Raw genomic sequence first — 26,668 nt, forward strand, 5'->3', positions numbered from 1 at the left:
TCCGGGCGGCGTCGGCGCTCACGACGGCACCTCGCGGTCGCGCAGGCCCTGCGGGTCGATCACCTCGCGGATCAACCGCAGCTCCTCGGCGGTGGGTTCGCGGGTGCACGGGACCTCGTCGGCGCGGGCCAGCGGGAAGCCGGTGGCGTCCTGCACCTCCTCGGCGGTGACGCCCGGGTGCAGCGAGACCAGCCGCATGGTGTGGTCGGGGGTGGCGAAGTCGAAGACGCCGAGGTTGCTGACCACCCGCGGGATGCGGTGGTAACGGGTGGCGGACGGACCGGCCGCGGCCGCGCGGTCGTAGCCCACCCCGCACACCATGTCGACCCGCTCGACGAAGACCCGCCGGGAGTGCCTGGGAACCCAGTAACTCGTCGGGTTGTTCAGGGTGTTGACGGGTGCGCCGCGCACGCCGAGCAGCTGCCGGGCGGGCCGCTCCCAGTCACCGATGCAGGAGATGTTCTGGTTGCCGAAGCGGTCGAGCTGACTGGCGCCCATCATCACATGCCGCCGGCCGCCGGTGACCATGGCCAGATGCCGGCGGTAGGGCAGCCAGCCCTCGGTCCGTCCGTCCAGGCCGACCAGCAGTGCCTCGCCGTCGGTGAGCAGCAGATCGGGGGAGAAGGTGCGCTTGGCGAGCCGCGCGCCGAGGGCCGGTACGGTGCCCATCGGACTGGCGAGCACCTCCCCGACGTCGCGCCAGGCATCGGCGCAGGCGAGCACGCAGTATTCGGCGCGGCTGGTCATCGCATCTCCTCGTGCCAGGTCCGGACGGCCGACTGGTAGCTCTTCTCGTCCCCGTGCAGGAACCGCGCGGCGAACTCCGGCCAGGGCGTGGTCGCATAGAGCTTCTGGAACGCCTCGTCGCGGTCGTAGTCCGGGACGCACGAGGTGAAGTGCGCGCCGCGCGGCGTCTCCACCACGCCGGTCACGGTATGCCGCTCGACCAGGAGGCTCTGCGGGACGGGGGCCGCCCCGAAGCCGTCCACCAGCTCCTCGCACGAGACGTACGCGCTCTGTGCCGCCTCGCAGAACAGGTCGTCGAAGTACGGGTCCGGGCCCAGGTACTGGCCGTTGCCGAGCCGGTCGGCGCGGTTGACGTGGACCAGCGCCGCGTCCAGCCGCAGCGCCGGCATCGCGACGAAGGTCTCCCCGTCCTCGTACGGCGAGGTGACCGTCCGCAGCCCGGGGTTGACCCGCATCACGTCCGAGCCCAGACCGGCCCGGACCGGCAGGAACGGCAGCCGGTCGGCGGCGGCCCGCAACCCCCACATGAACATCGCCTCGTCGATCTCGCCCAGTTCGAACCCGCCCGCCTCGCGGGCCGCCCGGAAGTGCGGTTCCAGCGGGATCGAGTCGAGGGTGACGAACGCGGTGACCAGTTTGCGGATCCGCCCGGCGGCGGCCAGCAGCCCCACGTCCGGGCCGCCGTAGGAGACCACGGTCAGATCGGTGACGTCGGAGCGGAGCAGCGCCCGCACCAGCGCCATCGGCTTGCGGCGGGAGCCCCAGCCGCCGATGCCCAGGGTCATCCCGCTGCGCAGCCGGGCGACGACGTCCTCGGGGGTCATGGTCTTGTCGGTCACGATCGCTCCTCCCCGCCGTCCCCGGCGTTCCGGCTCCCGAAGGTGTCGCGGACCCGGTCCGCGACCCCGCTGAGATTGGCCTCGAAGGTGAAGCCCTGCTCGAAGCGGTAGCTGCGGCGTACGTCGACCGGGTCGACACCGTTGATGGCGGCCTTGGCCAGCCGCAGCAGGGAACCGTCCTTGCGGGCGATCTCCCGCGCCAACTCCACCGCCGCGGCCGTCAGTTCACCGCGCGGTACGACCTTCCAGACCGAGCCGTGCGCATGCAGCTCCCGCGCGGTGGCGGTCCGCGAGGTGTAGTACAGCGCCCGCATCAGGTGCTGGGGGACCAGCCGGGCCAGATGGGTGGCGGCGCCGAGCGCGCCGCGGTCCAGCTCCGGCAGGCCGAAGGTGGCGTCGTCGCTCGCCACGATCGCGTCCGCGTTGCCCACCAGGCCGATCCCGCCGCCCAGGCAGAAGCCGTGTACGGCGGCGACCACCGGCACCTCGCACTCGTAGACCGCGGCGAACGCCTCGGCGCAGCCGCGGTTGGCGCCGATCAGCGCCCCGTGGCCGCCGGCCGCGGTGTCCCGCTGCATCTCCTTGATGTCGACGCCGGCGTTGAACCCGCGGCCCGCGGCGGTGAGTACCACACAGCGGGCGCCCGGGTCGCGGCCGGCGGTCCGTACCGCGTCGGCCAGGTCGTACCAGCCCTGTACGGGAAGGGCGTTGACCGGGGGGAAGTCCACGGTGACGACCGTTACGCCCCGGTCGGGTGCGGAGGTGGAGACACCCATGAGCAGATCAGCTACCTTTCCACCAAGCGTTTGTTAGGTAGCGAAGTTAGCAGCGGATCGCCCGCCGCGGGAGGTACCAGTTGTCCCTGAACCTCGATCTGACCGGACGGGTCGCCGTCGTCACCGGCGGCACCCGGGGCGTCGGCGCCGGTATCGCCCGCGCCTTCCTCCAGGCCGGCGCGGAGGTCGTCGTCTGCGCCCGCCGCCCCCCGGACACCCCGGTCACCACCGACGGTCGCACCGCCCGCTACCACCTCCTCGACCTGCGCGAACCCGACGGCGTCCGGGACTTCCTCCAAGCCGTCGCGACCGACCACGGCCGCCTGGACTGCCTGGTCAACAACGCCGGCGGCACCCCCTACCGACTGCTGAACGAGACCGCCGCGCAACGCCACGCCCGTGTCGTCGAACTCAATCTGATCGTCCCGATGACCGCCTCGCTCGCCGCCTACGAGGTGATGCGCGGCCAGCCGGACGGCGGCTCGGTGATCATGATCGGCAGCGTCAGCGGCACCCGGCCCTCGCCCGGCACCGCCGCCTACGGCGCCGCCAAGGCCGGCCTGGACAACCTCGCCCGCTCGATGGCCGTCGAATGGGCGCCGCACGTCCGCGTCAACACCGTCGTCCTCGGCATGGTGCGCACCGAACTGACCGCCCTCCACTACGGGGACGAGGACGGCGTCGCCGCGGTCGGCGCCACCGTCCCGCTCGGCCGGCTCGCCGAACCCGCCGAGATCGGCGACGCCTGCGTCTTCCTCGCCTCCGGCCGCGCCGGCTACGTCAGCGGCGCCAGCCTGCTCGTCCACGGCGGCGGGGAACGCCCCGCCTTCCTCGACGCCGCCACCGTCAACCACCCCAAGGAGTCGTGAGATGACCGGAATCTGCACCGGACGCGTCGCCGCCGTCACCGGCGCCGGCCGGGGCCTGGGCCGCGCCCACGCCCTCGCGCTGGCCGCCGAGGGAGCGGCCGTCGTCGTCAACGACCTCGGCGTGGCGGCCGACGGCGCGGGCACCTCCGCCGGGCCCGCCCGGCAGGTCGTCGAGGAGATCCGGACACACGGCGGCCGGGCCGTCGCACACACCGGCGACATCACCACCGACGACGGCGCCCGCTCCCTCGTCACCACCGCCCTGGACGCCTTCGGCCGCCTGGACGCGCTGGTCAACAACGCCGGCTTCCTGCGCGACCGGATGCTGGTCAACCTCACCGAGGACGACTGGGACGCCGTGCTGCGAGTCCACCTCAAGGGCCATTTCCTGCCCCTCAAGCACGCCGCCGCACACTGGCGGGCCGAGACCAAGGCCGGGCGGACGCCCGACGCCCGGGTCGTCAACACCAGCTCCGGCGCCGGCCTGCTGGGCAGCGTCGGCCAGGTCAACTACTCGGCTGCCAAGGCCGGCATCCTCGGCCTGACCCTCGTCGCCGCCGCCGAACTGGCCCGCTACGGCGTCCAGGTCAACGCCCTCGCCCCGGCGGCCCGCACCCGGATGACGGAACGCACCTTCGCCTCGACGATGGCCGCCCCCGGGGCGGGCGTCTTCGACGCCATGGCCCCGGAGAACGTCTCCCCGCTCGTCGTCTGGCTCACCGCCGTGGACAGCGCCGGCGTCACCGGCCGCGTCTTCGAGGCGGAGGGGGGACGCATCACGGTGATGGAAGGGTGGCGCCCCGGCCCGACCGCGGACAAGCGCGCCCGCTTGACCCCGGCCGAGGCGGGCGAGGCGGCCCGCGAGTTGCTTGCAGCGGCGGGTCCGATCCGGTCGGTGTATGGCGCCGGTTGCGCCTGACGGCGCGTTTTCCGGCCCGCTTCGCGGGCGTTGCCGTTCCGCTGCGCGGGGCGTTTCCGGCCCGCTTCGCGGGCGTTGTTGGTCCGCTGCGCGGTGCTGTTGGGTGCGGTGACGGGCCTCCGGGGCAGGGGTGTGCCGGACTGCTGCGCTTTACGTCCGGCACACCCCTGCCCCTCCGACCCGTCCCCTCCCGTGGGTGGTCATGAAAACCCGTAGGCGGGGCTCCGGTTGTCGGGTCCCTGCGGGCTCTGGACTGATGGGCGGCGTGCATCTACGACTGACCGTCAGCCGTCAACAGGTGACCGTCAGGGGACCACTGGGACTGGCCCCCACCCACCGTCTTTATGACCACTCACGGGAGGGGACGGGCCGGAGGGGGTGGTGTGTCGGACGTAAAGCGCAGCAGTCCGACACACCACCCCCGCAGGCCCGGCACCGCACCCAACAGCCCCGCGCAGCGGCAACGCAACGCCCGCGAAGCGGGCCGGAAACGCCCCGCGCAGCGGACCGGCCCCGCGCAGCGGCAAACCAATGTCCGCGAAGCGGGCCCGGAACAGCCCCGCGCAGCGGCACGGCGGGGAACCCGACAACGTACGACGAGGCCCGCGCCGCCAGGCGCCTACGGCGGGAACGCCGACAACGTGCGGGCGAACCCGCCCAGCGGCCCCGGTGGCCAGGCCATCAGGACGGGGGAGGGGCGCCCGGGGGCGACCGTTCGGCGGGCGGTGCCGCCGGTTTCGCCGGGGCCCGGCGAGACGGTGTCCGGCCCGGACGAGAGAACGACCGCACAGCCGGCCGCGGCCAATGCCGCGGCGGCCAGCGTGGTGGCGAGGAAGGGAGCGAAGCGGCGCACCGTCTCACCGTGCGGGAGGTCCGCCGGGTGGCCAAGCGACGCGCCGGGGTGTCACGCGGAAGAACGACAGCGGCGGACCCTCCTGTACGACCGTGCCGGGCGGCCCGGGCGGGCCGCGGTTAGCGTCGGGGCGGGGTCCGGCGAGGGAGAGGTGGGCGCGTGGCCATCTGGGCGGCCGTGCTGTTCGCGGTGCTCGCGGCGGCGAGCAACGCGCTGTCCACGGTTTTGCAGCGACGTGCCGCGCGCACCGTGCCGGTCTCCGGCCGGCTGCGGATCGGGTTGATCGCCGATCTGCTGCACCGCGTGGCGTGGCTCGTCGGGATGCTGATGGTGCTGCCGGCCGCCGCGTTCCAGGCGCTGGCGCTGCTGAACGGGCCGCTGTCGGTGGTCCAGCCGCTGTTTGTGCTGGAGCTGCCGCTGGCCCTGCTGATGGCGCGGGCGCTGCTGGGCGGGCGGGTCTCCCGGCGCGGCTGGGCCGGGGTGGGGCTGCTGGTCGTCGGGTTGGGAACCGCGCTGGCCGCCGCCGCGCCCACCGCCGGGCGCCACCACGCCCCGTTGAGCCGCTGGATTCCCGCGCTGATCGTGTGCTTCTCGGTGATCGCCGCGGCGGTCGGCGCCGGGCTGCGGCGCGGGGCCGGCAGTGTCCGTGCCGCCAGTTTCGGCGCGGCGACCGCGATCGGCTACGCGCTCACCGCCGCCCTGCTCAAGGACGCCACGCATGCCTGGGCGAGCGGCGGCCCGGCCGATTTCTTCACCTCCTGGCAGACCTATGGTTTCGCGCTGACCGGGGTCCTGGCGCTGTTCATGATGGAGAACGCCATGCAGTCCGGCCCGTTGACCGCGTCTCAGCCGGTGCTCACTCTTGGTGACGCGCTGATCAGCCTGTCGCTGGGGGTGACGCTGTTCGACGAGCGGGTCCGGGCCGGGTGGTGGCTGCTGCCCGAGGCACTGGGTGTCGGCATGGTCCTGTGGGGCGCGGTCCTGATGTCCCGGGTCTCGCTCGCCCGGGATCTGGCGACGGGTCAGACCGGTGAGCGGCTGGAGCGGCCCGTGGGACGGCGGAGCGGGCGCAGGTCGTAGGCCCCGGGGGCCGGGTGTCAGCCCGTGTACGCGGGGGCGACCGCCGAGGTCATCAGGTGGCGGGCGGTGCCGGAGCCGTCGGCGGGGACGGTCCACAGGTCCGAGCCGTAGTCGCCGGGCATCGCGTAGACCAGGGTGCCGTTGCCGGACCAGAGTGCCTGGTCGTCGATGTTGCGGTGCTCGGCGGTGGCGGTCTCCTCCATGGTGGCGAGGTCGAGGACGTAGAGCCGCCAGGGGGCGTCCGGGGAGGCGCCGGGGACGCGCTTCTTGTAGGCGATCCGGGTGCCGTCGGGGGAGAGCGAGGGGCATTCGACGTTGGTGTGGAGGGTGGTGAGGGTGCGGGTGGTGCGGTCGCCGCGGACGAGGTAGGTGCGGCCGCCGGTGGCGAGGGTGGCGTAGAAGCGGGTGTCGTCGGCGAAGGTGACGCCCCAGATGTTGATGTCGGAGGCGTGGTAGGGGCGGCCGTCCTTGGTGACGGCGTACTGCTCCAGGTTGTCGTCCAGCGCCCAGGTGCGGGTGTCGGCGATCGCCGTGCGGGTGGAGAAGGCGGTGCCGGCGTACGAGTCGCCGCTGACGAAGACGGTCCAGGCGACCAGGTGGCCGGAGGGGGAGACCCGGGACCGGGTCGGGATGCCGGGCGCCGGGAAGCTGTGGCGGACACGGAGGCGGGAGTCGAGCACGACCGCCCGGTAGGTGTCGGTGAGCGCGCCGCGTTCGGCCTGGAGGCAGATGCCGGTGCCGGCGGCGGCGTGGAAGCGCAGGCACTTCACGCCGGAGGCGGTGCGCGGCGCGTCGGGCTGTCCGGCCGGGACCGCGGCGATTTCGTCGCGGTGCGGGCCCCAGGCGAGGTTGCGGACCAGCAACTGCCGTGCTCCGGACGGGCGGAGGGTGACGTCGCCGGTGCGGACGGGCGGGCCGTCGGCCTGCTGCCGGTCGCGCACGGCGGACCGGTCGGCGGCCCGCAGCACCGCCGCGGTGCCGACCGTCGCCAGCAGCACCACCGCGAACAGCAGCACGGCCAGACGGGTCCTGCGGTTCATCGGGGCGCTCCCTGGGGGGTGTTGTGGGGGTCGTCGCGGTCGGTGCGGCCGGTGTCCGGGGTGTCGGTGGTCCGGAGCAGTCGTGCGGCGACGAGTGCGGCGGCGGCCAGGGCCACGGCGGCCACCGCCAGTGCGGCCCGGCCGTCCCAGAAGCTCCAGGCCGCGCCGAACGCCAGCGAGCAGACGAACCGGGCCAGCGCCTGGCCGGTCCCCACCAGGGCCTGCCCGGCGCCCAGGTGCGCGGCCGGGACCGCGCCGGCGGTGGCGGCGGCCAGCACCCCGTCGGTGGCCGCGTAGAAGGCGCCGTGCAGGGCGAGCACCGTGACGACGGTGGCCGGGCCGCGCAGCGGGGAGAGCACCAGGGCGTAGGCCGGCAGCAGCGCGGCGTGGCCGGCCAGGAAGAGCCGGCGGCGCCCGATGCGGTCGGCGAGCGCGCCCAGCGGCACGGCGAGCAGGAGAAAGGCCGCCGAGGTGCCGAGCGGCAGCAGTGGGAACAGGCCGGCGGGGACGCCCAGTCGGCGCTGGAGGAGGAGGTAGAGGAAGGCGTCGCTGACGGTGGTGAGGCCCAGGAGCGCGGCGCACAGCGTCAGCCGGCGCAGTGCGGGGCGGCGCAGCAGGGCCAGGGAGTCGCGCAGGGTGGGGCGCGGGGCGGGGGGAGTCGATGCGGTGCCCGTGCCCGTGCCTGTGGCTGTGGCCGGAGTGGCGGTGCCGGGTCTTGAGGGGACGAAGAGCACCAGGACCAGGACGCCGAGTGCGGCCACGCAGGCGCTCACGGTGAACACCGCGTCGTAGCCGTCGACCGCGACCCGCAGCACCGCGAACGCCACCAGCGGCCCGAGCAGCGCGCCCGCGGTGTCCATGGCGCGGTGCACGCCGAACGCCCGGCCGCGGTGTTCGGGCCGGGTGGCCAGCGAGATCATCGCGTCCCGGGGCGCGGTGCGCAGGCCCTTGCCGGCGCGGTCGGCGGCCAGCACGGCACTGATCGCCGGCAGTCCCCGGGCGAGCAGCAGCAGCGGTTTGCACACCGCCGACAGGCCGTAGCCGATGCCGGCCACCACCTTGTGCCGGCGTCCGCCGCCGTCGGCGAGATGGCCGCCGGCGAGCCGGACCAGCGCCCCCACGCCGTTGTTGATGCCGTCCAGCAGGCCGAAGCCGAGCGGGGACAGGCCGAGGGCGGTGACGACGTACAGCGGCAGCACCGCGGTGATCATCTCCGCGGAGACGTCGGTGATCAGGCTGACCGCGCCGAGCGCCAGCACCGTGCCGGGCACCGCGGGCCGCCGCCCCGGGCGGGTGCTGCCCGGGGCGGCGGTCGAGGACGTGGTGCTGTTGCGGGAGTCCGCGAGGTACACGGGCGTCAGTTCCAGATGCCGGTGATGTCGGAGGCCGAGGCGGCGTTGCCGGCGTGGTCGGTCAACCCGGCGAGGTCCTCCAGGGTGCGCAGGACGTTGTAGTGGTTGTAGCTGGTGTCGCTGGAGCTGCCCGGCGCCACGTGCGCGCCGTAGAACAGCGTCGGTATGCGGTTGCCGGCCAGGCGGTTGTCCTCGTCGAAGGTGACGGCGAGGATGCTGTTGTGGGTCTTGGCCCACTCCGCGTAGCCGCTGAGGTTGTCCTTCGTCCAGGTGTCGCCGGTGCCCACCGAGCAGTCGTGCATGTCGTTGCAGAGGTCCGGGATGACGAAGGACACCTTCGGCAGGGTGCTGTAGTCGGACGGGAACTGGTCCATCGTCTTGGCGGTGGACGCCGGCACGTTGGAGAAGCCGAACCACGGGTTGTGCTTCTGCGCGTAGTCCCCGCTGCTGCACGTCGTCGAACCCTGGCTCGGCAGGCCCTCGTTGTAGCTCGCCCAGGTCTTGCCGGCGGCCAGCAGCTCGGAGCCGAGGTTGGGCGCGGACATCGAGCCGACGGGTACGCAACTGTCGTCGGTGCGGCCCTGGTTGGAGCCGGAGAACACCATGTAGTAGTTCGGCTCGCTGGGGTGGGTGAGGGCGAACGACTGGGTGAGGACGGCGCCGCCGGCCTTGAGGGAGTTCAGGTACGGCGCGCTGGAGCTCCCGACCACCTGGTCGTAGGCGTGGTTCTCCAGCATCACCACGACCACGTGGTCGGGGGAGGGGAGCCCGGTGGCCTGCGCCGACGCGGTGGAGCCGGTGCCGGCCCACAGCGCGAACGAGGTGGTGGCGAGGGCCGCTGCGCCGGCCAGCGCGGTGAGGGAGCGCCGGTTGCGCTTGCGCGCCTTGACTGCGGTCATGACTGTCCTCCGGACAGGAGTGACGAGCGGATGGGGGGAGAGGGGCGCGGTAACCCTAGAAGCGACCGGATGGACTCGGCCGCGTCCACCGGATGAAGAACAGACGAACGAATGGCCCCGGGGGCCGGGCGGTTCAGGCCGGGGGGCGCGGTGCCGCCGGGGTGTCGCCGTGTACCGCGTGCAGGTACAGCAGCAGCGTGTCGAGGGTGAAGTACGCGCTGTAGGAGATGTCCGGGGTGTCGCCGCCGGTGTGGTAGCCGCCGATCACACCGATGACGGCATAGCCGCCCAAGTCCCGTACCAGGAACGGCCCTCCGGAGGTGCCGCCGATGTAGCCGGCGCAGGGGATCTCCAGGAAGTCCCCGGGGGCGGCCGGGTCCGTGCTGGTGTAGCGATGGGTGGACGAGGAGCAGTCGAGCGGCTCCGGGTAGCGGGCGTCGCTGCTGCCGGGGTAGCCGATGAGGCGGACGTCCGAGTGGTTGTACCCGGGGTAGGGCAGGAGGTCGAAGCCGCCGGTGATCTGCTGGACCTGTGCGCCGTCCTCGCGGGGGCCGACCCGGACGACCGCGTAGTCCCAGCGGGCGCCGCCGTCCGTCCCGAGGTCGTAGTAGTGCTGGTCGAGGTAGATCCGCTCGACGGGGTAGATGCCGTGCGGCTTGAGCCCGTCGTGGTACTGCGGCACGAACGAGAGGTACTTCTTCGGGTCGGGGGAGAGCAGGCAGTGGCCCGCGGTGAGGACGAGGTTCCGGTGCGGGCTGCGGATCACCGTGCCGCCGCAGAACCGGCCGGTGTTGCCGCCGTCCGTCCAGAAGAACGTCCCCACCTGGGGCAGGCCCTGGAAGGGGTGACTGGGCGGGACCGGCGCGGCCGCCGGACGGGCCTTCGTGCTCTTCGTCGCCTTGTCCCCCTTCTCCACCACGGGTTCGGCGGCCTCCATGCGCCGCGCGGTCCAGTACGCGTCGACGCCGGAGGCCGGGTCTTCGGGCGTCGCGGCGGCGTGTGCGGGCGGTGCGGGCGCCGCGAGCAGGGCCAGGACGAGCACCAACAGGGCGGCCAGCGGCGCGGCGGCCGATCTGCCGCGGGTGGCGAGGGGTCTGCCCATGGACGGGTTCCTTTCGAAAGGAGGAGAGGCCCGCTGGTCCGGCGCCGGACCAGCGGGCCGGCGCCGACATGGTCGTACGGCGGGAGGCGGCTGGCCAGAGGCGGCGTCAGCGGTTGCCGTCCGTTTGCCGTTCCGTGACGTCGAGTTCCGCCAGAATGCGCTCGCGGTCCTCGTCCAGGGCCGGGATCCGGTCCATCCGGGGCTCCCGGCCGGCGACGGTGACCGGCGGCAGCAGGGCGTCCAGCGGGCCGACGGGGGAGTCCACGGTGCGCCAGCGGTCCCGGGCGGCGAGCTGCGGATGCGCGGTGAACTCCGCGACGTCCCGCAGCCGGGCGTGGGCGATCCGCGCGCCGGACAGCCGCCGTTCGATCTCCTCGGCCGGCAGCCGCGCGAAGCGTTCCTCGATCCGCTGCCGCAGCTCCTCCCGGTGCGCGACCCGGGCGGAGTTCCGGTCGAAGCGCGGATCGGCCGCCAGCGACGGGAGTTCCAGCACCTGCGCGCAGAACGCGGCCCACTCCCGCTCGTTCTGGACGCCGAGGAAGACCCGCCCGCCGTCCGCCGCGCGGTAGGGCCCGTACGGGGCGATGGCGGCGTGTTCGGCGCCGGAGCGGGGCGGGGTGGTGCCGCCGTAGCGGGTGAAGTAGGCCGGGTAGCCCATCCATTCGCCCAGTGCCTCCAGCATCGACACCTCGAAGGCGCCGCCCCGGCCGGTGCGCTCGCGCTCGTAGAGGGCGGTGAGGATCCCGGTGTAGGCGTACATCCCGGCGGCGATGTCGGCCACCGGGATGCCGATCTTGGCCGGTTCCGGCGGGGTGCCGGTCAGCGACATCGCCCCGGCCTCGCACTGCACCAGCAGGTCGTACGCCTTGGCGTGCGCGTACGGGCCGCCGGTGCCGTAGCCGGAGATGCCGCACACCACGAGCCGGGGGTGGGCCGCCACCAGCTTCCCGGCGTCCAGGCCCAGCCGCTCGGCGGCCCCGGGCGCGAGGTTCTGCACGAAGACGTCGGCCCGGGCGAGCAGCCGGCGCAGCACCGCGGCGTCGTCGGCGCGCTTGACGTCCAGCGCGATCGACTCCTTGTTGCGGTTGAGCCAGACGAAGTGACTGGACATGCCGCGCACCGTCTCGTCGTAGCCGCGGGCGAAGTCGCCGGTCCCGGGGCGCTCGACCTTGATCACCCGGGCGCCCAGGTCGGCGAGTTGGCGGGTGGCGAAGGGCGCCGCGACCGCCTGTTCGAGCGCGACCACGGTGATGCCGTCCAGAGGGAGCATAAGCGGACCTTTCCAGAAGAGACGGGGCGGAGCCGGGCGAGAGGGGTACCTATGTGCCCGTGGATCCGTACCGATGGATCCACGGATCCGGCAGGATCCCGCGGAACCCCCACGACCCGCAGGAGTCACCATGACAGCCGACCGGCACGGGCACGCCATGACCGACACCGGCACCGAGGCCCTCGGCCACTACGAACAGGCCCTGGACGACCTGCTGTTCTTCCGTCCCCGCATCGAGGAGACCGCACGGTCGCTGCTGACCGCCGCGCCCCGCTCCCCGATGGGCCACGCCCTCGTCGCGTATCTGGGCGTGCTGGGCACCGAGGAGGCGTACGCGGCGGCCGCCCGCGACATCTTCGCCGCCTTCAGCGCCGGTCTCGACGCCGACCGCCTCACCCCGCGCGAGCGGATGCACCTGGCCGCCGGAGAGGCGTGGCTGGCCGGCGACCTCCGCACCGCCGGCCGGATCCTCGGCGAGATCACCGTCGCCCACCCGCGCGATCTGCTGGCCCTCTTCGCCGGCCACCACCACGACTTCCTCACCGGCGACGCGCTGCGGCTGCGCGACCGGATCGGCGGCGCGCTGGACGCCTGGGACGAGGACGACCCGCACTACGGCCCGCTGCTCGGCATGTACACCTTCGGCCTGGAGGAGAACGGCCACTACGAACACGCCGAACAGACCGGCCTGTCCGCCCTGGAGCGGCGTCCGCGGGACGTCTGGGCCATCCACGCCGTGGCGCACACCTACGAGATGCGCGGCCGCTTCGGCGACGGCACCCGCTTCCTGGACGCCCGCACCGACGCCTGGTCCGACGGCACCCTGCTCACCGTCCACAACTGGTGGCACTACGCCCTCTTCGCCATGGAGGCCGGCGACACCGCCCGCGTCCTGGAGGTCTACGACGCCGCGGTGCACCACGGCGACTCCCCGGACGTGGCGATGGAACTCATCGACGCGGCCGCGCTGTTGTGGCGTCTGCACCTCGCCGGGGAGGTCCAGGACGACCGCTGGGCCGCGGTCGCCGACGCCTGGGAGCGCCGTGACGACGGCCCGCACTACGCCTTCAACGACGCCCACGCGGTGATGGCGTACGTCGGCGCGGGCCGCCTGGAACGGGCCGAGCGGCTCGTCCGGGACCGCGAGCGGTGGCTGGCGCGGACCCCGGCCGGCCCGGCGCCCGCCAACCGCGCGATGACCGCCGACGTCGGCCTGCCCGTCTGCCGGGCGCTGCTCGCCTACGGCCGCAAGGACTTCGCCGGTGCCGTCGGGCTGCTGCTGCCGATCCGCCACCGCCTGAGCGACTTCGGCGGCAGCCATGCCCAGCGCGACGCGGTCCAACGCACCCTGGTCGAGGCCGCGCTGCGGGCCGGCCACCACGACCTGGCCCGCACCCTGCTCAGCGAACGCAGCCGGCTGCGGCCGGTCTGCCCCTACAACTGGTCGGCCAAGGCCCGCCTGGAGGAGCAGGCCGGGGCGCCGGAGCGGGCGGCGGCGGCCCGGGCGCGGGCCGCGGCGCAGGCGGCCGGCGCCGCGCTCGCCGGGTGAGCCGGGCCGGGCAGCTCAGCCCAGCAGCTGCTCCGCCCAGATGATCTTGCCGTCGGTGGTGTAGCGGGTGCCCCAGCGGTGGGTGAACTGGGAGATCAGGAACAGCCCCCGGCCGCCCTCGTCGGTCGTCCGCGGATGCCGCAGGTACGGGGAGGTGCTGGAGCCGTCGCGCACCTCGCAGATCAGGGTGTGCTCCAGGATCAGCCGCAGCAGGATCGGCCCCGACCCGTACCGGATCGCGTTGGTGACCAGTTCGCTGACCACCAGCTCGGTGGTGAACTCCAGGCCCGGCAGCTGCCATTCGGTGAGCTGCCGGGCGGCCATCTCGCGGGCCCGGCCCACCACGGCCGGGTCGGCGGCCAGTTCCCAGGAGGCGAAGCGGTCCTGGGCCAGGCCGCGGGTCCGGGCCAGCAGCAGGGTGACGTCGTCGTGCTGACGTGGCGGGACGAGTGCGTCGAGCACCGACCGGCCCAGCGCGTCGAGGGAGTCGCCCGGCGCGGACAGCGCACGCAGCAGCCGCTCCCCGGCCGGTGCGCCCGCGTCGGCCAGCAGCCCGTCGGTGTACAGCGCGAGCAGGCTGTCCTCCTTCACCGTCACCTCCAGGGCCTCGAACGGCAGCCCGCTGACGCCCAGTTGGGGGCCGACCGGCAGCTCGGCGAAGGCGGCGGTGCCGTCGGGGGCGACGATGACCGGCGGCGGGTGCCCGGCGCTGGCCATGGTGAAGCAGCGGCCGACCGGGTCGTAGACCGCGTACAGGCAGCTGGTGCCCACCGCGCCGGCGTCGGCCTGGCCGCCCTCCTCCGACACCCGGCCGACCAGGTCGTCGAGGTGCGCGAGGAGTTCCTCCGGGCGCAGGTCGAGCGCGGCGAGGGTCTGTACGGCGGTGCGCAGCCGGCCCATCGTGGCGATCGCGCCGATGCCGTGCCCGCGGACCTCGCCCACCACCAGCGCCAGCCGGGCACCGGACAGCGGGATCACGTCGAACCAGTCGCCGCCCACGCCGGCCAGTTCGTCGGCGGGCCGGTAGCTGGTGGCCAGGGACAGCGCGCTGTGCTCGGCGACGTCCTGGGGCAGCAGGCTGCGCTGGAGGGTGAGGGCCGCCTCGCGTTCGCGGGTGTAGCGGCGGGCGTTGTCCAGGCAGATCGCGGCCCGGGCCACGAACTCCTCGGCCAGCCGCTGGTCGTCCGGGCCGAACGCTTCGCGGCGCCGGCCGCGGAAGAAGCTGGTGACGCCCATCGTCGTGCCGCGCGCCCGGATCGGCACCACCATCGCGGTGTGCAGGCCCTGCTCCCGCAGGGCGCGCCGGCGGCCGCCGGGGACGTCCGCGGCCCACTCCACCCCGTGCGGGTCCAGCCATTCCAGCCGCCACGACTTGCCGTCGACCAGCGCCCGTATGGGCGGGGACCAGGCGTGGTACGACGCCAGGTCGCCGACGGCGACGACCGCTTCGGGGGCGCCGGGCCGGGCGGACTGCTGGCCGCCGCGGCGCAGCGCGACCCGGTCCGCGTCGCCGGGCGGGCCGGTGAGCGGGTCGCCGCCCCGGATCACCGAGTCCAGCAGGTCCACGGTGACGAAGTCGGCGAGGTCCGGCACCGCGACGTCCGCCAGCTCCTGCGCGGTGTGCAGCACGTCCAGGGACCGGCCGATGGCGGTCCCGGCCCGGTCCAGCAGGGTCAGCCGCCGGCGGTTGCGGTACCGCTCGGTGATGTCGATGACGGTGTAACACACGCCGAGGGGGCGGCCGTTGCCGTTGTCGAGCCGGACGAAGGACATCGCGTGGGCGCGTTCGTGGCCGGGTTCGGACCGCGGGCGGCCGATGTGCTCGTAGCCCAGGATCGGTTCGCCGCTCTCCAGGACGCGCCGCATCTGCGCCTCCAGCGCCTCGGCGTCCAGGCCCGGCTGGATGTCGGCCAGCCGCCGGCCGATCCGGTCCTGCGCCGGGCCGCCGCCGAACCGCTCCAGTGCGAGGTTGGACCAGACGAACCGCAGGTCGGTGTCGACCACGGCCATTCCGACCGGCGTCTGCATCAGCAGCTTCTCCAGTACCGCCCGGCTCATCTCCCAACCCGGGAACGAGGACGCCTCGGCGGCCACCACCAGCCAGTGCGCGGTGCCCTCGCCGTCGGTCACCCGGGCCAGCTGCACCATGACGTCGACGGGTGCGCCGTCCTTGCGGCGGGCGGTGAGCGTCCCGCTCCAGCCGCCGTGCGCCCGGCACTCGGCGGCGAGCCCGGACAGCCGCGCGGCGTCGCCCGGCACCAGCAGCGTGGCGGCGGCCCGCCCCACCACGTCGGCGGCGGGGTGGCCGAGGAGCCGTACGGCGCCGTCCGGCCAGCCCTCCACGCGTCCCCGGGCGTCGCACAGCACCAGGGCGGCGTCGGCGATGTCGAGCGGCGCCGCCCGCCGCCCGCCGTGGCCGTGCTCCTCGAAGTCCACCATCTCAGCCGTTCCGTCTCTGCCGGACGATCTGAACCAATGCCTTATATGTGGTATTTACCCCATCTGAGGGTACTGGCCCCGGGGCTTTCGGACCGCCCAGCCGCCCCGTTCACAGCCCGGCGCGCTCCCGGGCCCGGGTGAGCAGGGCGACCAGCATCTCCGGGGTGAGCCGGCCGGTGAAGGTGTTGCGCTGGCTCGGGTGGTAGCAGCCGAGGAGCCGCAGCTCCCCGCGTCCCGGCCCGGCCGGCAGCACCGCCTCGGCGCCGTGGCCGAACGCCGGACGGGGCCGCGGCAGCGACCAGCCCGCCGCGCCGAGCGCCGGCCACAGCGCCTGCCAGGCGAAGGCGCCCAGCGCCACCACCGCCCGCAGCCCCGGCGCCAGCAGCTCCAGCTCGGCCGCCAGCCAGGGCCGGCAGGTGTCCCGCTCGGCAGGGGTAGGCCGGTTCTGCGGTGGCGCGCAGTGCACCGGTGCGGTGACCCGCACCCCGTACAGTTCCAGCCCGTCGCCCCGGTGCGTGGCGGTCGGCTGCGAGGCCAGGCCCACCGCGTGCAGCCCCGCGAACAGGAAGTCCCCGGAGGCGTCGCCGGTGAACATCCGGCCGGTGCGGTTGCCGCCGTGCGCGGCCGGGGCCAGCCCCACCACCGCCAGCGCGGCGTCCGGCGGGCCGAACCCCGGCACCGGCCGCGCCCAGTACTCCCAGTCCCGGAACGCCGCCCGGCGCTCCCGCCCGACCCGCTCCCGCCAGGCCACCAGCCGGGGGCAGGCCCGGCACTCCGCCACCGCGGCGTCCAGCGCCGGCAGCCCGCCGCAGCGCGGCGCCGCACGCGCCGGATACCCCCGGTCCTCCGTGCCCGGCGGTCCACCGTTCGGCTCCCGGACCATGCCGGCCCCTCCTCTCCGCGCGCCGGTCCCGGGCGCGCCGCTTCCCGGTACGGCGGATCATGCCGCACCGCCCGGTCCGTCGTGCGTCGGGGCGAGCAGCAGCAGCGCCACGTCGTCCAGCCGTTCCGTGCGGGCGCCGCGCCGGGTCAGGACGGCGTCGGCCAGCGCGCCGGGGTCCGGGCTCCGCGCCGCGGCCAGATCGGCGGCCAGGGCCGCCACCCCCTCCTCCAGGTCGCCGCCGGGCCGCTCGACCAGCCCGTCGGTGTAGAGCGCCAGCACCGCCCCGGGGGGTAGCGGGAGGGGGCTGGCCGCGAAACGGGTGTCGGGCGCGACGCCCAGCAGCAGCCCGGGCGGCACCCGCAGCACCTCGGCGTGCCCGTCGGGGTGGCGCAGCACCGGCGGCGGATGGCCGGCGCTGGCCAGGCACGCCTGGTGGGTGCGCAGGTCCAGGTGGACGTAGAGACAGCTGGTGAACAGCTCCGGGTCCAGGTCGGCGAGCAGCCGGTTGGTGCGGTTCAGTACCTCGTCGGGGGCCGCGCCGGCCGCCGCGAACGCGTGCACGGCGGTACGGGCCTGGCCCATCAGGGCGGCGGCCGCCGCGTTGTGCCCCTGGACGTCGCCGATCACCGCGGCCACCCGGTGCGCGTCGAGCCGGATCAGGTCGTAGAAGTCGCCGCCGATGTCCATCCCGCGGGTGGAGGGCAGATAGCGGGCGGCGACCGACAGGCCCGGGACCGGCGGCAGCCGGTGCGGCAGCAGTCCCGCCTGCAGGTCGTGCGCCAGCTGCTGCTTGGTGTCGTAGAGGCTGGCCCGGTCCAGTGCCTGGGCCATCAGCCCGGCCAACGACGTCAGCACCTGCCGCTCCTGGGGGCTGAAGGTCCGCGGATGCCGGTAGGCCAGCACACAGCAGCCGACCGGGCGGCCGGAGACGATCAGCGGCAGCACCGCCCGGGCCGCCATCCCGGTCAGCGCCGCCAGCCCCGGGAAGCGGGCCTCGGTCTCCTCCACGGAGCCGAGGAAGCTCGGCTCGCCGGTGGCCAGGGCAGCCACGGTGGGGGAGTTCGCGCTGGTCAGCGGCAGACCCTCGAACGCCTCCACGACCTCCTGGGCGTAGCCGTGCTGGCCGATGGTCCGCAGCCGGCCCGCCTCCGCGGCGTACATCAGCATGGCCTGGGCGCCGAAGGCCGGCACGATCTGCTCGGCGAACAGGTCGGTGACGTCCTTGACGCCCACCGCCTCGGTGAGCGCCGCGGCGAGGTGCAGCACGTGGTACATCTGCGCGGCCCGCAGCGGCATGACCTCCGTGGGCCAGTGCGCCTCCGGGTCGGTCTCCCCGCCCGTGTCGCTGATCCACACGCTCACCCCGCGGCCGTCCGGGAACAGCCGGAACGTCAGCCTGTGCCCCGGCGCCCGGCAGGCGGTGAACGCTGCCGGGCGGCGGCTCATCACCGCCGCCCGGCAGCGGTCCTCGAAGACCGGGCCGGCCAGCCACGGCAGCACGTCCCAGGGGCGGGCGCCGCGCAGCGCGGCCGCGTCCACGCCCAGCAGCGCCGCCGCGCCGGTGCTGAGCATGGTGACCCGTCCCTCCATGTCGAGCCCGCAGCCGCCGCCCGGGAGCCGTTCGACGTAGTCGACGGTGGCCAGCGCCTCGGCCGGGTCGACGGCTCGGGCCGGGGGTTTGTGCACCACCAGCGGCGCGTCCGGCGGGCCCGGTGTGGGCAGCAGCGCCGCCAGCCGCCGGCAGGCGCGCTCGAACGCGGTGCGCTCGGCCTCCGACAGCTCCGCCGGGTGCCCGGCCGGCCACAGCAGCACCACCGCGCCCCGGCAGCCGGTCCCGTCGTCCAGCGGTGCCGCGCCCAGCGCGAAGTCGTAGGGCAGGGCCACCGCAGTCCGGGGGAAGTCCCGGGCCAGCTGTCGGTGGCCGGCCGCCCACACCAGGCGCTGCCGGCGGGCCGCCACCGCGACCGGGATGGGGGCCGCCAGCGCGATCCGCTGCCAGGGGTCCAGCACCGGGGTCGGGATGCCGCTCAGCGCCGTCAGCCGCAGCACCGGCGCGTCGGGCGCCAGCTCGTAGACCATGATCGAGGTGGCGCCGGTCTCCGCCATCGTCCGCAGCAGTTCCTGACCCAGCGGAGCCTCACCATTCCCACCGGTCGTCATGGCACACCTGCCCAGAGCCGCGGCACAGTGCCGACGTTACGCCGCCGGGCCGCCGGTGGCAGTTCCGGTCGCCGGCGCCACCCGGTGCGGTGGGGCGGCCGTGGGCCCAGGGGGCCGTGCGGCGGCGCAGCGTGGGGGCCAGGGCCAGCTGGCCCACCGCGGCCAGCAGGCTCAGCGCCGCACAGCTCAGCTGTCGCGGCCGTCCAGCCGGTGGCCGATCAGCGGCTGGACGGCGAGGACGACGATGCCGTTGACGGCCAGCACCGTGCCGTAGGCGCGCTGGACATGCCGGTGGCCTTCATCGCCAGCGGCAGGGTGGCGAACGCCTGCTGGAAGAGCACGGCGTAGAGCACGACGAGGCCGGCGAAGGCCGGCATCGCCCGGTCACGCAGGACGGTGCGCAAGCCGCCGGCGGTCCGCTCCTGGGCGGCCGGCTGCGCCTTCACCGACCGGGACGCCCGGGGGACGGCCGAACCGCCCGCCTGAACAAGCCCGTTCCGCAGCCGGCGCATCCTCACTCCGGCCCCGCCGCCTCGGCTTCTCCGTCACCGGGCGGGGCGAAGTCCTCCGCCACCAGCGCGGCGAGATCCTGGAACGCCTGGTAGGTCCGGGACCGCATCCGGGAGAGGCTGATCCCGTCCTTGCCGTCGTACTCCCGGTCGTCGAGGCGCGAGTCGTAGGGGACCAGGACCAGTCCGCCGGGGTGGTCGCCGAACCGTTCCAGGATCCGTTCGTCCCACAGCGGGCGGTCCGGGCCGCGGAGGTCGGTGACGGCCAGGATCGCCCGGTCCGCGAGCGCCGCGTAGCCGCGGTTCCGCAGGTCCGCCAGCAACTGCCCGGCCCGGTCCAGGTCCGTCCCGATCCGCCGCGCCACCACGATCAGCCGGCTGCTCAGGGCGAGCACGGTGTCCGGGAGCGGCTCGCTGCGCAGCGCGGCCCGGTCCGCGAGGACGACCGGGAAGTGCCGGCCGAGCAGGTCCAGCGTCCGCCGGTACTCCACTTCGTACGCGACCGCGGAGGTGGTCCCGCGGAAGGGCCGGAGCAGCGCCCGCAGTCCCGACGGCCCGTTGACGGTGAAGGGCAGCACCTCCTCGTACTCCAGGATCGTGGGCAGCGCGGACAGCAGGTCGGAGCGCGCCTCCGGGTAGCCATCGAGATGCAGTCGGCGGTCCAGCGCGCCGACCCCGTGGCCCGCGTCCAGCGCGATCACCCCGCCGCCCCGGGCATCCGCCAGCAGCGCCCCCAGAGCGACCGTGACGGTGGGCCGGCCGACAGCGCTGTCCACGCCCACGACCGTGGTCCGGTGGCAGTACGTCAGCGGTGTGCGGATCGCCGCCAGCTTCCGCTCGTCGGCGTCCCGCTCCGCCAGGCGGAACAGGAAGCGGCGGCGGACCATCGGCCGCGCCGAGCGCAGGGCTTCCGCCCACCGTGCCTGGGACTGCGGGTCCAGCGGGAGCGGCACCGTGCCGTCGGATGCGTCGGGCGCGGCGTCCTCTGCCGCGGGGGCGGGCGGAGCGGCGGTACCGGCGCCCGAGCCGCGGTCGTCCCGTAGTTCCGCCGCCATCGGCACGTACCGGGCGAAGCACTCGGCGACCTGACCGGCCGTCGGGCGCGCGGCCGGGTCCTCGGACAGGCAGTCGAGGACGATCTCCCGCAGCGGGCGCCAGGTGTCCCCCTGCCACAGCGCCATGTCCCCGCCGCCCGCGGTGAGCGGCGCGCGGTGCTTGTCGCCGAGCCGGCGCAGGATCTCCCCGAGGGACCGGACGTTGTCCGCCATGGTGGGCACCGCCTCGGCGCCCCGGGCCCGGAACTCCCCGTCCACGACGCACCGCCCCAGGCCGGTCAGCATCAGCGTGCGCCCGACGACGTGCACCGACCGCTCCGTCAACTCCGGCAGCACCAGGCCCTGCAGATGGCACAGGCGCACCGCGGCCGCCAGATGCCAGCCGTAGGCGATCGACAGCAGGGTGTCGCGCCGCAGCCGGGAGCCGTGCTCCGGCCGCAGCAGCGCGCCCAACTGCGGTGGCGGCCCGGCATCCGGATCGTCCGACGGGGCGTAGATCCGCATCGCGAGATAGGGCGGCTCGCCGTCCGGATCGGCCTCCAGCAGCCACGGTGCGTACTGCCCGCCCAGGCGGCGCAGCGCGACCGCCTCCGTGGCCAGCAGTGCCCGTGCCTCGTCGGGCGGCACATCGGGCCGGACGACGCGGAGCGCGGCCTCCTCTCCGCGTGCGTTCCGCCCCAGGTAGACGACGGAACGGGTGCCGAGCCGGCGGCCGTGCAGGGTGTACCGGCCGAGCCGGCGCGGATCGCGGGCGGAGAGTGGCCGCCAGCCGTCCGGGCCCACCGGCTCCGTGCCGTCGTCCTCCTCCGGCACCGTGGCGAACGAGGCGCCCAGTCGGGCCATCAGCCGCCGCTCCACCGAGGAGAACGCCCGGGAGCCGGCCGGCAGTCGGTCCATCCCGTCGGGGTGGGCGAGCCAGGCGGGGAAGTCGGGGGAGCGGCCGGCGAGCTGGTTCAGCCGGTGGCCGATCTCCCGCCCGGTGCGCAGGAGTTCCGGGGTCGCGACGGCGTCCAGCAGCGCGGACCTGACCGCGTCGGGGAAGTCGAAGATCCGGTGCTGGTCCCGCAGCGGACCGGCCACCGGCGCCGGCGCCGGCCGCATCAGCCCGCCGAGGAACACCTCCGCCAGATGGGCGGTGTCCGCCTCCACCGCGCGCTGCACCAGCCGCATCACCGGCACCGAGGCCGGGGAGACCGCCGCGAGGTGGGCGGCGAGGCGGTACGCCTCCGGGGAGGCCGCGGCCCGGAACCGGCGGACGCCGTCCGTGCCGTCCTCCGCCGGTGGCCCGGCCGCCCGGCCCACCGGGCCCTCCAGCAGCGGCAGTTCCATCGTCCCGCCGGCCGAGGCCAGCAGCCGCGCCCAGGCGGCGACGGGCCCCGCGGAGCTCTCCAGAACCGGCACCGGGAGTCCCGGGAACGGCGCCAACTCGGCAGGGAGCACCGGGTCGTTGATGCTCCACGACGCCCCGGCGGCGCCGCGCCGGCGGGTCGTCACCAGCCAGCGGCCGGCCCGGATGCCCGAGCCCTGCCACAGCCGCGGCGGCAGCGCGTGCAGTACCGCCACCGGGCCCTGGGCCGACCAGCGCGCCAGCAGCCGGTGCAGCCGACCGTCCCGCCAGGCCGCGCCCATCCCGTCGCTGAGCAGCAGCACCAGGGTCCGGCCCGACGGGTCGGCGAGCACCGACGGCGACAGCGTGCCGGCGTCCGGGTCGAACGGGCGGCCCCGCAGCACCGGGGCGTCCGGGCCGCGGGTGTCCAGCCCGTGCACCCGGACCGTGCGGAACGCGCCGACCCGCTGCATCATCCCCCGCCACTCGACCGCCAGCCGGCGCCACAGCAGCATCGACACCCCGTCGTCCACCAGCAGCACCAGGTCCAGCCAGCGCTCCTGGCCGGGGCGCAGCACCACGTCCGGGAGCCCGCTCTCGGCCAGGGCCGCGGCCGTCGCGGCCTCGTCGAACTCCTGGAAGCGGGTGGTGGCCCGGCGCTGCCGCAGCGGGCGCAGCGCCCGGCCGATGCGCAGCTCACCGGCGAGCGCCTTGGCCTCCGGGGCGCGCACCGGCAGCGCGGCACCGCTCGGAGCGGGCGGCGGAGCCTTGCGGACCGTCCGGCGGCGGGGCGCGGCGGGTGCCGGCGCGGCGTGCAGATCACCGCCCAGCCGGTCCAGTGGGAGGATGTCGCGCGGGGCGCCCTCCGGGGCGTCCGCGGCCCGCGGCGGCGCCAACTGGGCCGCGGGCGGCGGGGGTTCGTTCGCCGCCCCCGCGGCGGCCCGGGGCGCGGTCGGGCCCAGGGCGCGGGCGACCGGCGCGCTGTCCTGCCCGGCGGGCAAGTGGGTGGCCAGCCACAGCGCGTCGAGCAGCGCATGCCGGTCCAGCTCGACGCCGGCCGCGGCGAACACCGCCCGCGCCGCACCGATCCGCCCGGCCCGCCCGCCGTCACCGGCCCGCTCGCCGGCCTGCGCCCCGCCCCCCTCCGCCGCCATCGCTCAGACGGTCCCGCCGAGTTGGTGCAGCACCGCGTCCAACAGCCCCTCGGCATCGAGGTCGACGCCGCCGGTGCGCAGGAACACCGCGTTCAGCAGCTGGTCGGTGGCGAGCTCGTCGCGGCCGCGGCGCCGGAGGAACTCCCGCAGCACCTCGTCCACCCCCGTGAGCGACTCGTCCCCGAGGTGCGCCGCCACGATGGCCCGCAGCCGCTCCTCGTCGGGGGTGGGCAGGTCCAGCCGGACACAGCGGCGCAGGAACGCCGGTGGGAAGTCCCGCTCCCCGTTGCTGGTGATCACCACCACCGGGAACTCGGTGCACAGCACCTTCCCGCGCTCCACCCGCACCGGGTCGTTGGAGTCCGCCGGCAGCACCTCCACCACCGACTGCGCCTCCGGCAGCCGGGCCAGCTCCGGGATCTCGAAGACGCCCTCCTCGAACACCGTCAGCAGGTCGTTGGGCAGATCGACGTCGCCCTTGTCCAGCTCGTCGACGAGCAGCACCCGCGGGCGGGGGCCCGGCACCAGGGCGGTGCCCAGCGGCCCGAGGCGGACGAAGCTCCCGATGGACGGCTCGACCTCGCCCCGGTCGCGGCTGAGCGTGGTCTCCCGCAGCCGGCCGATGGCGTCGTAGCGGTACAGCGCGTCCTGCACGCCGGACCGGCTGTTCACCGGCCAGCGCAGCACCTCGCCGAGATCCAGCTCGTGCGCGACGGCCCGGGCCAGCGAGGACTTGCCGGTGCCGGCCGGCCCGGTGACCAGCAGTGGCCGCCGCAGGTGCAGCGCGGCGTTGACCACGTCGGCGTGCTCCGGGGCGATCAGATACGGCAGCGGGCCGGCGCCGCCCCGCCGGGGGCCGAACCGGCGCCAGGGCGGGGCGGGCGGCAGGACGGCCCGGTGCCGGGTGCCGTCGCCCTTGAACAGCCGCCAGTCGGCGGTGGGTTCGGGAATCACGGTGCCTCCGTCGGTTCGGACAGCTGGAGTTCGGGCAGCGCACGGTCCGGGTCGGCCCAGGCCAGGACCGGTCTGCCGGTGTGGTCGGAGGGGTGGTGCAGGGTCTTGGCACGGTAGGAGCGGACCTGCTCGGGCAGGGCCCGGGCCGGTGCGCCCGCCACCTGCCGGACGGCCGGCGAGGCGTCCTGCGCCGCGGCGCGGTCCCACAGCACCACCGGCACCCCCATCGCCAGGCACACCTGGACCACTTCCCGTCGCACCGGTGCCGGCACCTCCACCGACACCCGGGCGGCATCGCGGCGCTCCAGCAGCATGCCGTAGACCTCGCGCACCTGGGTCGCACCGGTCAGCCGCAGCGGGGCGGCGGACTCCAGACGGTCCCAGCGGTGGCGCCAGTCGGAGAGGAAACGCTCGTTGCGGCGCAGGAGTTCCGGACAGTGCACCACCAGCGCGTACTCCGCGCCGAGGACGCCGGGGACCAGCTCGCCCGGCTCGGTGAACTCCCACTCGTCCACCGGTATCTCCAGTCCGTCGCGGTCCACCAGCACCTCGACGACCGGACGGCCGGCGTCCGGATCCGTCCGGCACAGCCGGGCCAGCTCCCGCAGCACCTCCCGCGCGGCCTCCGCCGCGGTGCGGTCGCGGTCGGGCCCGGTGTCCGTGCGGTGCAGCCCGCCCCCCGTCCCGTCGTCGCACCACAGTCGCAGCCGGAAGGCGTCCGCGCCCACCGTCGCCAGATGCACCAGCAGGCGCGGTGGGGCACCACGGCGCGCCCGGCCGCGCGCCCACTCCTCGGCGTCCGCCCGGCGCTCCCGCAGCGAACCCGTGGGGATCCCGAGCCGGGCGGCCACCCCGTCCGCCCACAGCCGCAGCCGGGCCCGCTCCGGGGCCGGGCACAGCACCGCGACGAACTCCACCGCCCGCAGCAGGCCCGGCACCCGCTGTTCCGACGGGCCGGAACGGCTGTCGCCGGTCAACTGCTCCAAGTAGCCCAGGAGTTCACCGTCCGGGACCGTCCCGTGCGGCAGGCCGGCGGCCATCGGCAGCGCGGCCCGGACGGCCTCCGGCAGCTGCTCGGCGACCGGGCCGGGCACCGCGTCCAGCAGCGACCGCAGCCGCTCGTGCTCCCGCGGCGACAGCAGCCGCGGCACCGGGGACAGCCGGCCCGCCTTGAGCAGCGACTCGACCGCCGCCGGATCCCGGGAGCGCAGCGCCTCGGTCAGCGCCGCCAGCGCCCGCTCCTCGGTCACCAGCACCCGCGCGAACTCCTCCGTCGTCGGCGCCGGCGGCCGCGCCGGGTGGCTCAGCCCGCAGCGCTCGGCGACCGCCCGGGCGAACTCGCCCCGGGAGACCGGGGTGGGGAAGACGCCGGCGAGCAGATCCGCCAGCACCCCCTCCGCCGGATCCGCCGGAGCGCCGTCCGGCTCCGACCGGGCCAGCAGCGCCCCGGCGCCGGCGGCCCGCAGTTCGTCCTCGATCCGCTGCCAGGGGATGCCCCAGCTGCGCCGGGTGGGATGCCCCGCCTCGTAGGGCAGCGGACGGCCCGTCACCGGGTCCAGGGGCGGCAGGAGGGCGGCCGCGACCAGCCCCACCACCGCGTCCTCGGCGTCCGACCACAGCGGCCCGCCGCTGTAGCCGGGCCCGATGGCCATCCCGGACAGGGCCCCGTCCAGATAGCCCACCCGGCCGTCGCAGGACCGCACCCGGACCTCCGCGAACGTCCCCCCGTGCGCGCTGCCGTGCCAGGCGCGGACCGCCTGCCCGACGCACATCGCCCGGAACTCCGGCACCGGCGCCCCCGCCGGCCGCTGCCCGGGGGAGGGCTCCGCCAGGCTGAAGCGGAGCACCGCGAGGTCGCCCGCCCACTCCAACTCGCCCGGCCCGGGCGGCCCTTCGCCGCCGTCGAGCCGCCGGGGCGGCAGCCAGTGGATCACCCGCGCCTCACCGGTCACCTGCCCGGCGGGGCCGCGCAGCCGCACCTCCAGCACGGCGTCGTCCGGCCGCGCGGCCTCGAACGCCCCCTTGCCCAGGGCGTCGTTGACGACATGGGCGCAGGTCAGCAGGTGATCCCGGGTCAGCACCACACCGGCCCCGGCGGACCGGCCGTCGGCCGCGCGCAGGACGGAGACCACGCGGTGGCGGGGGTCCGCCGACCCGCCGGTGTCGGCCCCGCCGCCCGGCCCCCGCTCACGGAACCAGCCCATCACCGGGCCTGCTGCGGCCGCCAGGTAGCCGTGATCGTCAAGGACGCCTGCCCGTTGGCGCCGACGATGCCCAGCTTCAGGTCCTGGCCGACCTGCACCCCGAACTGCACCGACATCTCGTCCGGCGGCTGCTCGGAGGCGGTGATCGCGTCATGGATCTCCTGGAGCAGCGGCCCCAGCGGCCGGAGCGTGGTGCGCAGCGCCGCCACCGCGGTCGCCGCGGCCCGCTCACCGCCACGGGCCACCGGCACCGCCGGCCCCATCCCGTCCGGCAGGTCGACCGGCGCACCGCCGTTCGGCCCGGGCGCGGGGGCGCCCGCCGGCGCGGCCGTCTGCGGCGCGCCGTGCGCCGGAGCGAGCTCCAGACGGACGGAAGTCCCATCGGCGAGCGAGAGTTCAGAGTGATTCGGCACGCCCCCATTGTGCCGACCACCGGCGATCATGACAGCGGAATGCCCGGATCTCCGCCCGCATCCCGCGACCCGCGGCGCACCACTGCGCGGTCGACGCGGCACCGTCCGTGACGATTCCCGCAGGTTCCAAAGCGCCCGGCCCGCCCGCCGGGCACGCCCCCGCCACCGCCTCGACCGTCGCCCGGTCACCGCCGGTTTGGCGCAGCCGCCCGCCGCTACGTAAAGTTCCGCCGAAGCTCGAACAGGCAGTCCCGAGGGTCCCGAGAACGGAACGC

The 26,668-nt window shown here is 75.4% G+C and carries 21 protein-coding genes; 4 read left to right on the plus strand and 17 right to left on the minus strand.

What is annotated here, in order from left to right:
* Positions 1–18: 18 nt before the first annotated feature.
* The 3 genes from K2224_RS30550 to K2224_RS30560 are packed head-to-tail and all read right to left on the minus strand — an operon-like array spanning position 19 to position 2,362.
* Positions 19–747, minus strand: a complete 729-nt coding sequence (locus tag K2224_RS30550) for a CoA-transferase subunit beta (protein ID WP_221910429.1) — start codon at positions 745–747, stop codon at positions 19–21.
* Positions 744–1,586, minus strand: coding sequence for a CoA transferase subunit A (locus K2224_RS30555; protein ID WP_221910430.1), 843 nt, complete (start codon positions 1,584–1,586; stop codon positions 744–746). The genes K2224_RS30550 and K2224_RS30555 overlap by 4 nt, the downstream gene beginning before the upstream one ends.
* On the minus strand, positions 1,583–2,362 hold the full coding sequence (locus K2224_RS30560) for an enoyl-CoA hydratase family protein (RefSeq protein ID WP_221910431.1): 780 nt from the start codon (positions 2,360–2,362) through the stop codon (positions 1,583–1,585). The genes K2224_RS30555 and K2224_RS30560 overlap by 4 nt, the downstream gene beginning before the upstream one ends.
* Before the next feature lie 80 nt (positions 2,363–2,442).
* On the opposite strand from K2224_RS30560, the gene K2224_RS30565 reads away from it, so the two are divergent.
* On the plus strand, positions 2,443–3,231 hold the full coding sequence (locus K2224_RS30565; protein WP_221910432.1) for an SDR family oxidoreductase: 789 nt from the start codon (positions 2,443–2,445) through the stop codon (positions 3,229–3,231).
* 1 nt (position 3,232) lies between these two features.
* Positions 3,233–4,150, plus strand: a complete 918-nt coding sequence (locus tag K2224_RS30570; RefSeq protein WP_221910433.1) for an SDR family oxidoreductase — start codon at positions 3,233–3,235, stop codon at positions 4,148–4,150.
* A gap of 619 nt (positions 4,151–4,769) precedes the next feature.
* Here K2224_RS30570 and K2224_RS30575 read toward each other — a convergent pair.
* Positions 4,770–5,003, minus strand: a complete 234-nt coding sequence (locus K2224_RS30575) for a hypothetical protein (RefSeq protein WP_221910434.1) — start codon at positions 5,001–5,003, stop codon at positions 4,770–4,772.
* A 159-nt stretch (positions 5,004–5,162) separates the two neighbouring features.
* On the opposite strand from K2224_RS30575, the gene K2224_RS30580 reads away from it, so the two are divergent.
* A complete protein-coding gene (locus tag K2224_RS30580; RefSeq protein ID WP_221910435.1) occupies positions 5,163–6,083 on the plus strand; it encodes a DMT family transporter in 921 nt (306 codons plus the stop codon).
* 17 nt (positions 6,084–6,100) lie between these two features.
* Here the strand turns inward: K2224_RS30580 and K2224_RS30585 are convergent, their stop codons facing one another.
* The 5 genes from K2224_RS30585 to K2224_RS30605 form a co-directional block, all read right to left on the minus strand.
* Positions 6,101–7,123: a TolB-like translocation protein gene (locus K2224_RS30585; protein ID WP_221910436.1), complete on the minus strand. Its 1,023-nt coding sequence runs from the start codon at positions 7,121–7,123 to the stop codon at positions 6,101–6,103.
* Complete coding sequence (locus tag K2224_RS30590) at positions 7,120–8,475, minus strand: MFS transporter (protein ID WP_221910437.1); 1,356 nt, start codon at positions 8,473–8,475, stop codon at positions 7,120–7,122. Before K2224_RS30590 ends, K2224_RS30585 begins: the two co-directional genes overlap by 4 nt.
* A 5-nt stretch (positions 8,476–8,480) precedes the next feature.
* The gene (locus K2224_RS30595) at positions 8,481–9,374 is read right to left on the minus strand and encodes an alkaline phosphatase family protein (protein WP_221910438.1); all 894 of its coding nucleotides are present in this window, start codon (positions 9,372–9,374) and stop codon (positions 8,481–8,483) included.
* Positions 9,375–9,507: 133 nt separating this feature from the next.
* A complete protein-coding gene (locus tag K2224_RS30600; protein WP_221910439.1) occupies positions 9,508–10,476 on the minus strand; it encodes a serine protease in 969 nt (322 codons plus the stop codon).
* A 106-nt stretch (positions 10,477–10,582) separates the two neighbouring features.
* Complete coding sequence (locus tag K2224_RS30605) at positions 10,583–11,746, minus strand: CaiB/BaiF CoA-transferase family protein (protein WP_221910440.1); 1,164 nt, start codon at positions 11,744–11,746, stop codon at positions 10,583–10,585.
* A 130-nt stretch (positions 11,747–11,876) separates the two neighbouring features.
* Between K2224_RS30605 and K2224_RS30610 the strand changes: the two genes are divergently transcribed.
* A complete protein-coding gene (locus tag K2224_RS30610) occupies positions 11,877–13,295 on the plus strand; it encodes a tetratricopeptide repeat protein (protein WP_221910441.1) in 1,419 nt (472 codons plus the stop codon).
* A gap of 15 nt (positions 13,296–13,310) precedes the next feature.
* Here the strand turns inward: K2224_RS30610 and K2224_RS30615 are convergent, their stop codons facing one another.
* The 8 genes from K2224_RS30615 to K2224_RS30650 form a co-directional block, all read right to left on the minus strand.
* On the minus strand, positions 13,311–15,734 hold the full coding sequence (locus tag K2224_RS30615) for a SpoIIE family protein phosphatase (RefSeq protein ID WP_221910442.1): 2,424 nt from the start codon (positions 15,732–15,734) through the stop codon (positions 13,311–13,313).
* A gap of 109 nt (positions 15,735–15,843) precedes the next feature.
* Positions 15,844–16,617, minus strand: a complete 774-nt coding sequence (locus K2224_RS30620; protein ID WP_221910443.1) for a uracil-DNA glycosylase — start codon at positions 16,615–16,617, stop codon at positions 15,844–15,846.
* Positions 16,618–16,674: 57 nt separating this feature from the next.
* Positions 16,675–18,777, minus strand: a complete 2,103-nt coding sequence (locus tag K2224_RS30625) for a SpoIIE family protein phosphatase (protein WP_221910444.1) — start codon at positions 18,775–18,777, stop codon at positions 16,675–16,677.
* 218 nt (positions 18,778–18,995) lie between these two features.
* Positions 18,996–19,289: a hypothetical protein gene (locus K2224_RS30630; RefSeq protein WP_221910445.1), complete on the minus strand. Its 294-nt coding sequence runs from the start codon at positions 19,287–19,289 to the stop codon at positions 18,996–18,998.
* Between the two features lie 2 nt (positions 19,290–19,291).
* On the minus strand, positions 19,292–22,822 hold the full coding sequence (locus tag K2224_RS30635; RefSeq protein ID WP_221910446.1) for an SAV_2336 N-terminal domain-related protein: 3,531 nt from the start codon (positions 22,820–22,822) through the stop codon (positions 19,292–19,294).
* A gap of 3 nt (positions 22,823–22,825) precedes the next feature.
* A complete protein-coding gene (locus K2224_RS30640) occupies positions 22,826–23,776 on the minus strand; it encodes a MoxR family ATPase (RefSeq protein ID WP_221910447.1) in 951 nt (316 codons plus the stop codon).
* The gene (locus K2224_RS30645) at positions 23,773–25,980 is read right to left on the minus strand and encodes a trypsin-like peptidase domain-containing protein (protein WP_221910448.1); all 2,208 of its coding nucleotides are present in this window, start codon (positions 25,978–25,980) and stop codon (positions 23,773–23,775) included. Before K2224_RS30645 ends, K2224_RS30640 begins: the two co-directional genes overlap by 4 nt.
* Positions 25,980–26,393, minus strand: coding sequence for a CU044_2847 family protein (locus K2224_RS30650; protein WP_221910449.1), 414 nt, complete (start codon positions 26,391–26,393; stop codon positions 25,980–25,982). The genes K2224_RS30645 and K2224_RS30650 overlap by 1 nt, the downstream gene beginning before the upstream one ends.
* Positions 26,394–26,668: the final 275 nt, after the last annotated feature.

Source organism: Streptomyces sp. BHT-5-2 (genome assembly GCF_019774615.1).
Taxonomy (GTDB): domain Bacteria; phylum Actinomycetota; class Actinomycetes; order Streptomycetales; family Streptomycetaceae; genus Streptomyces.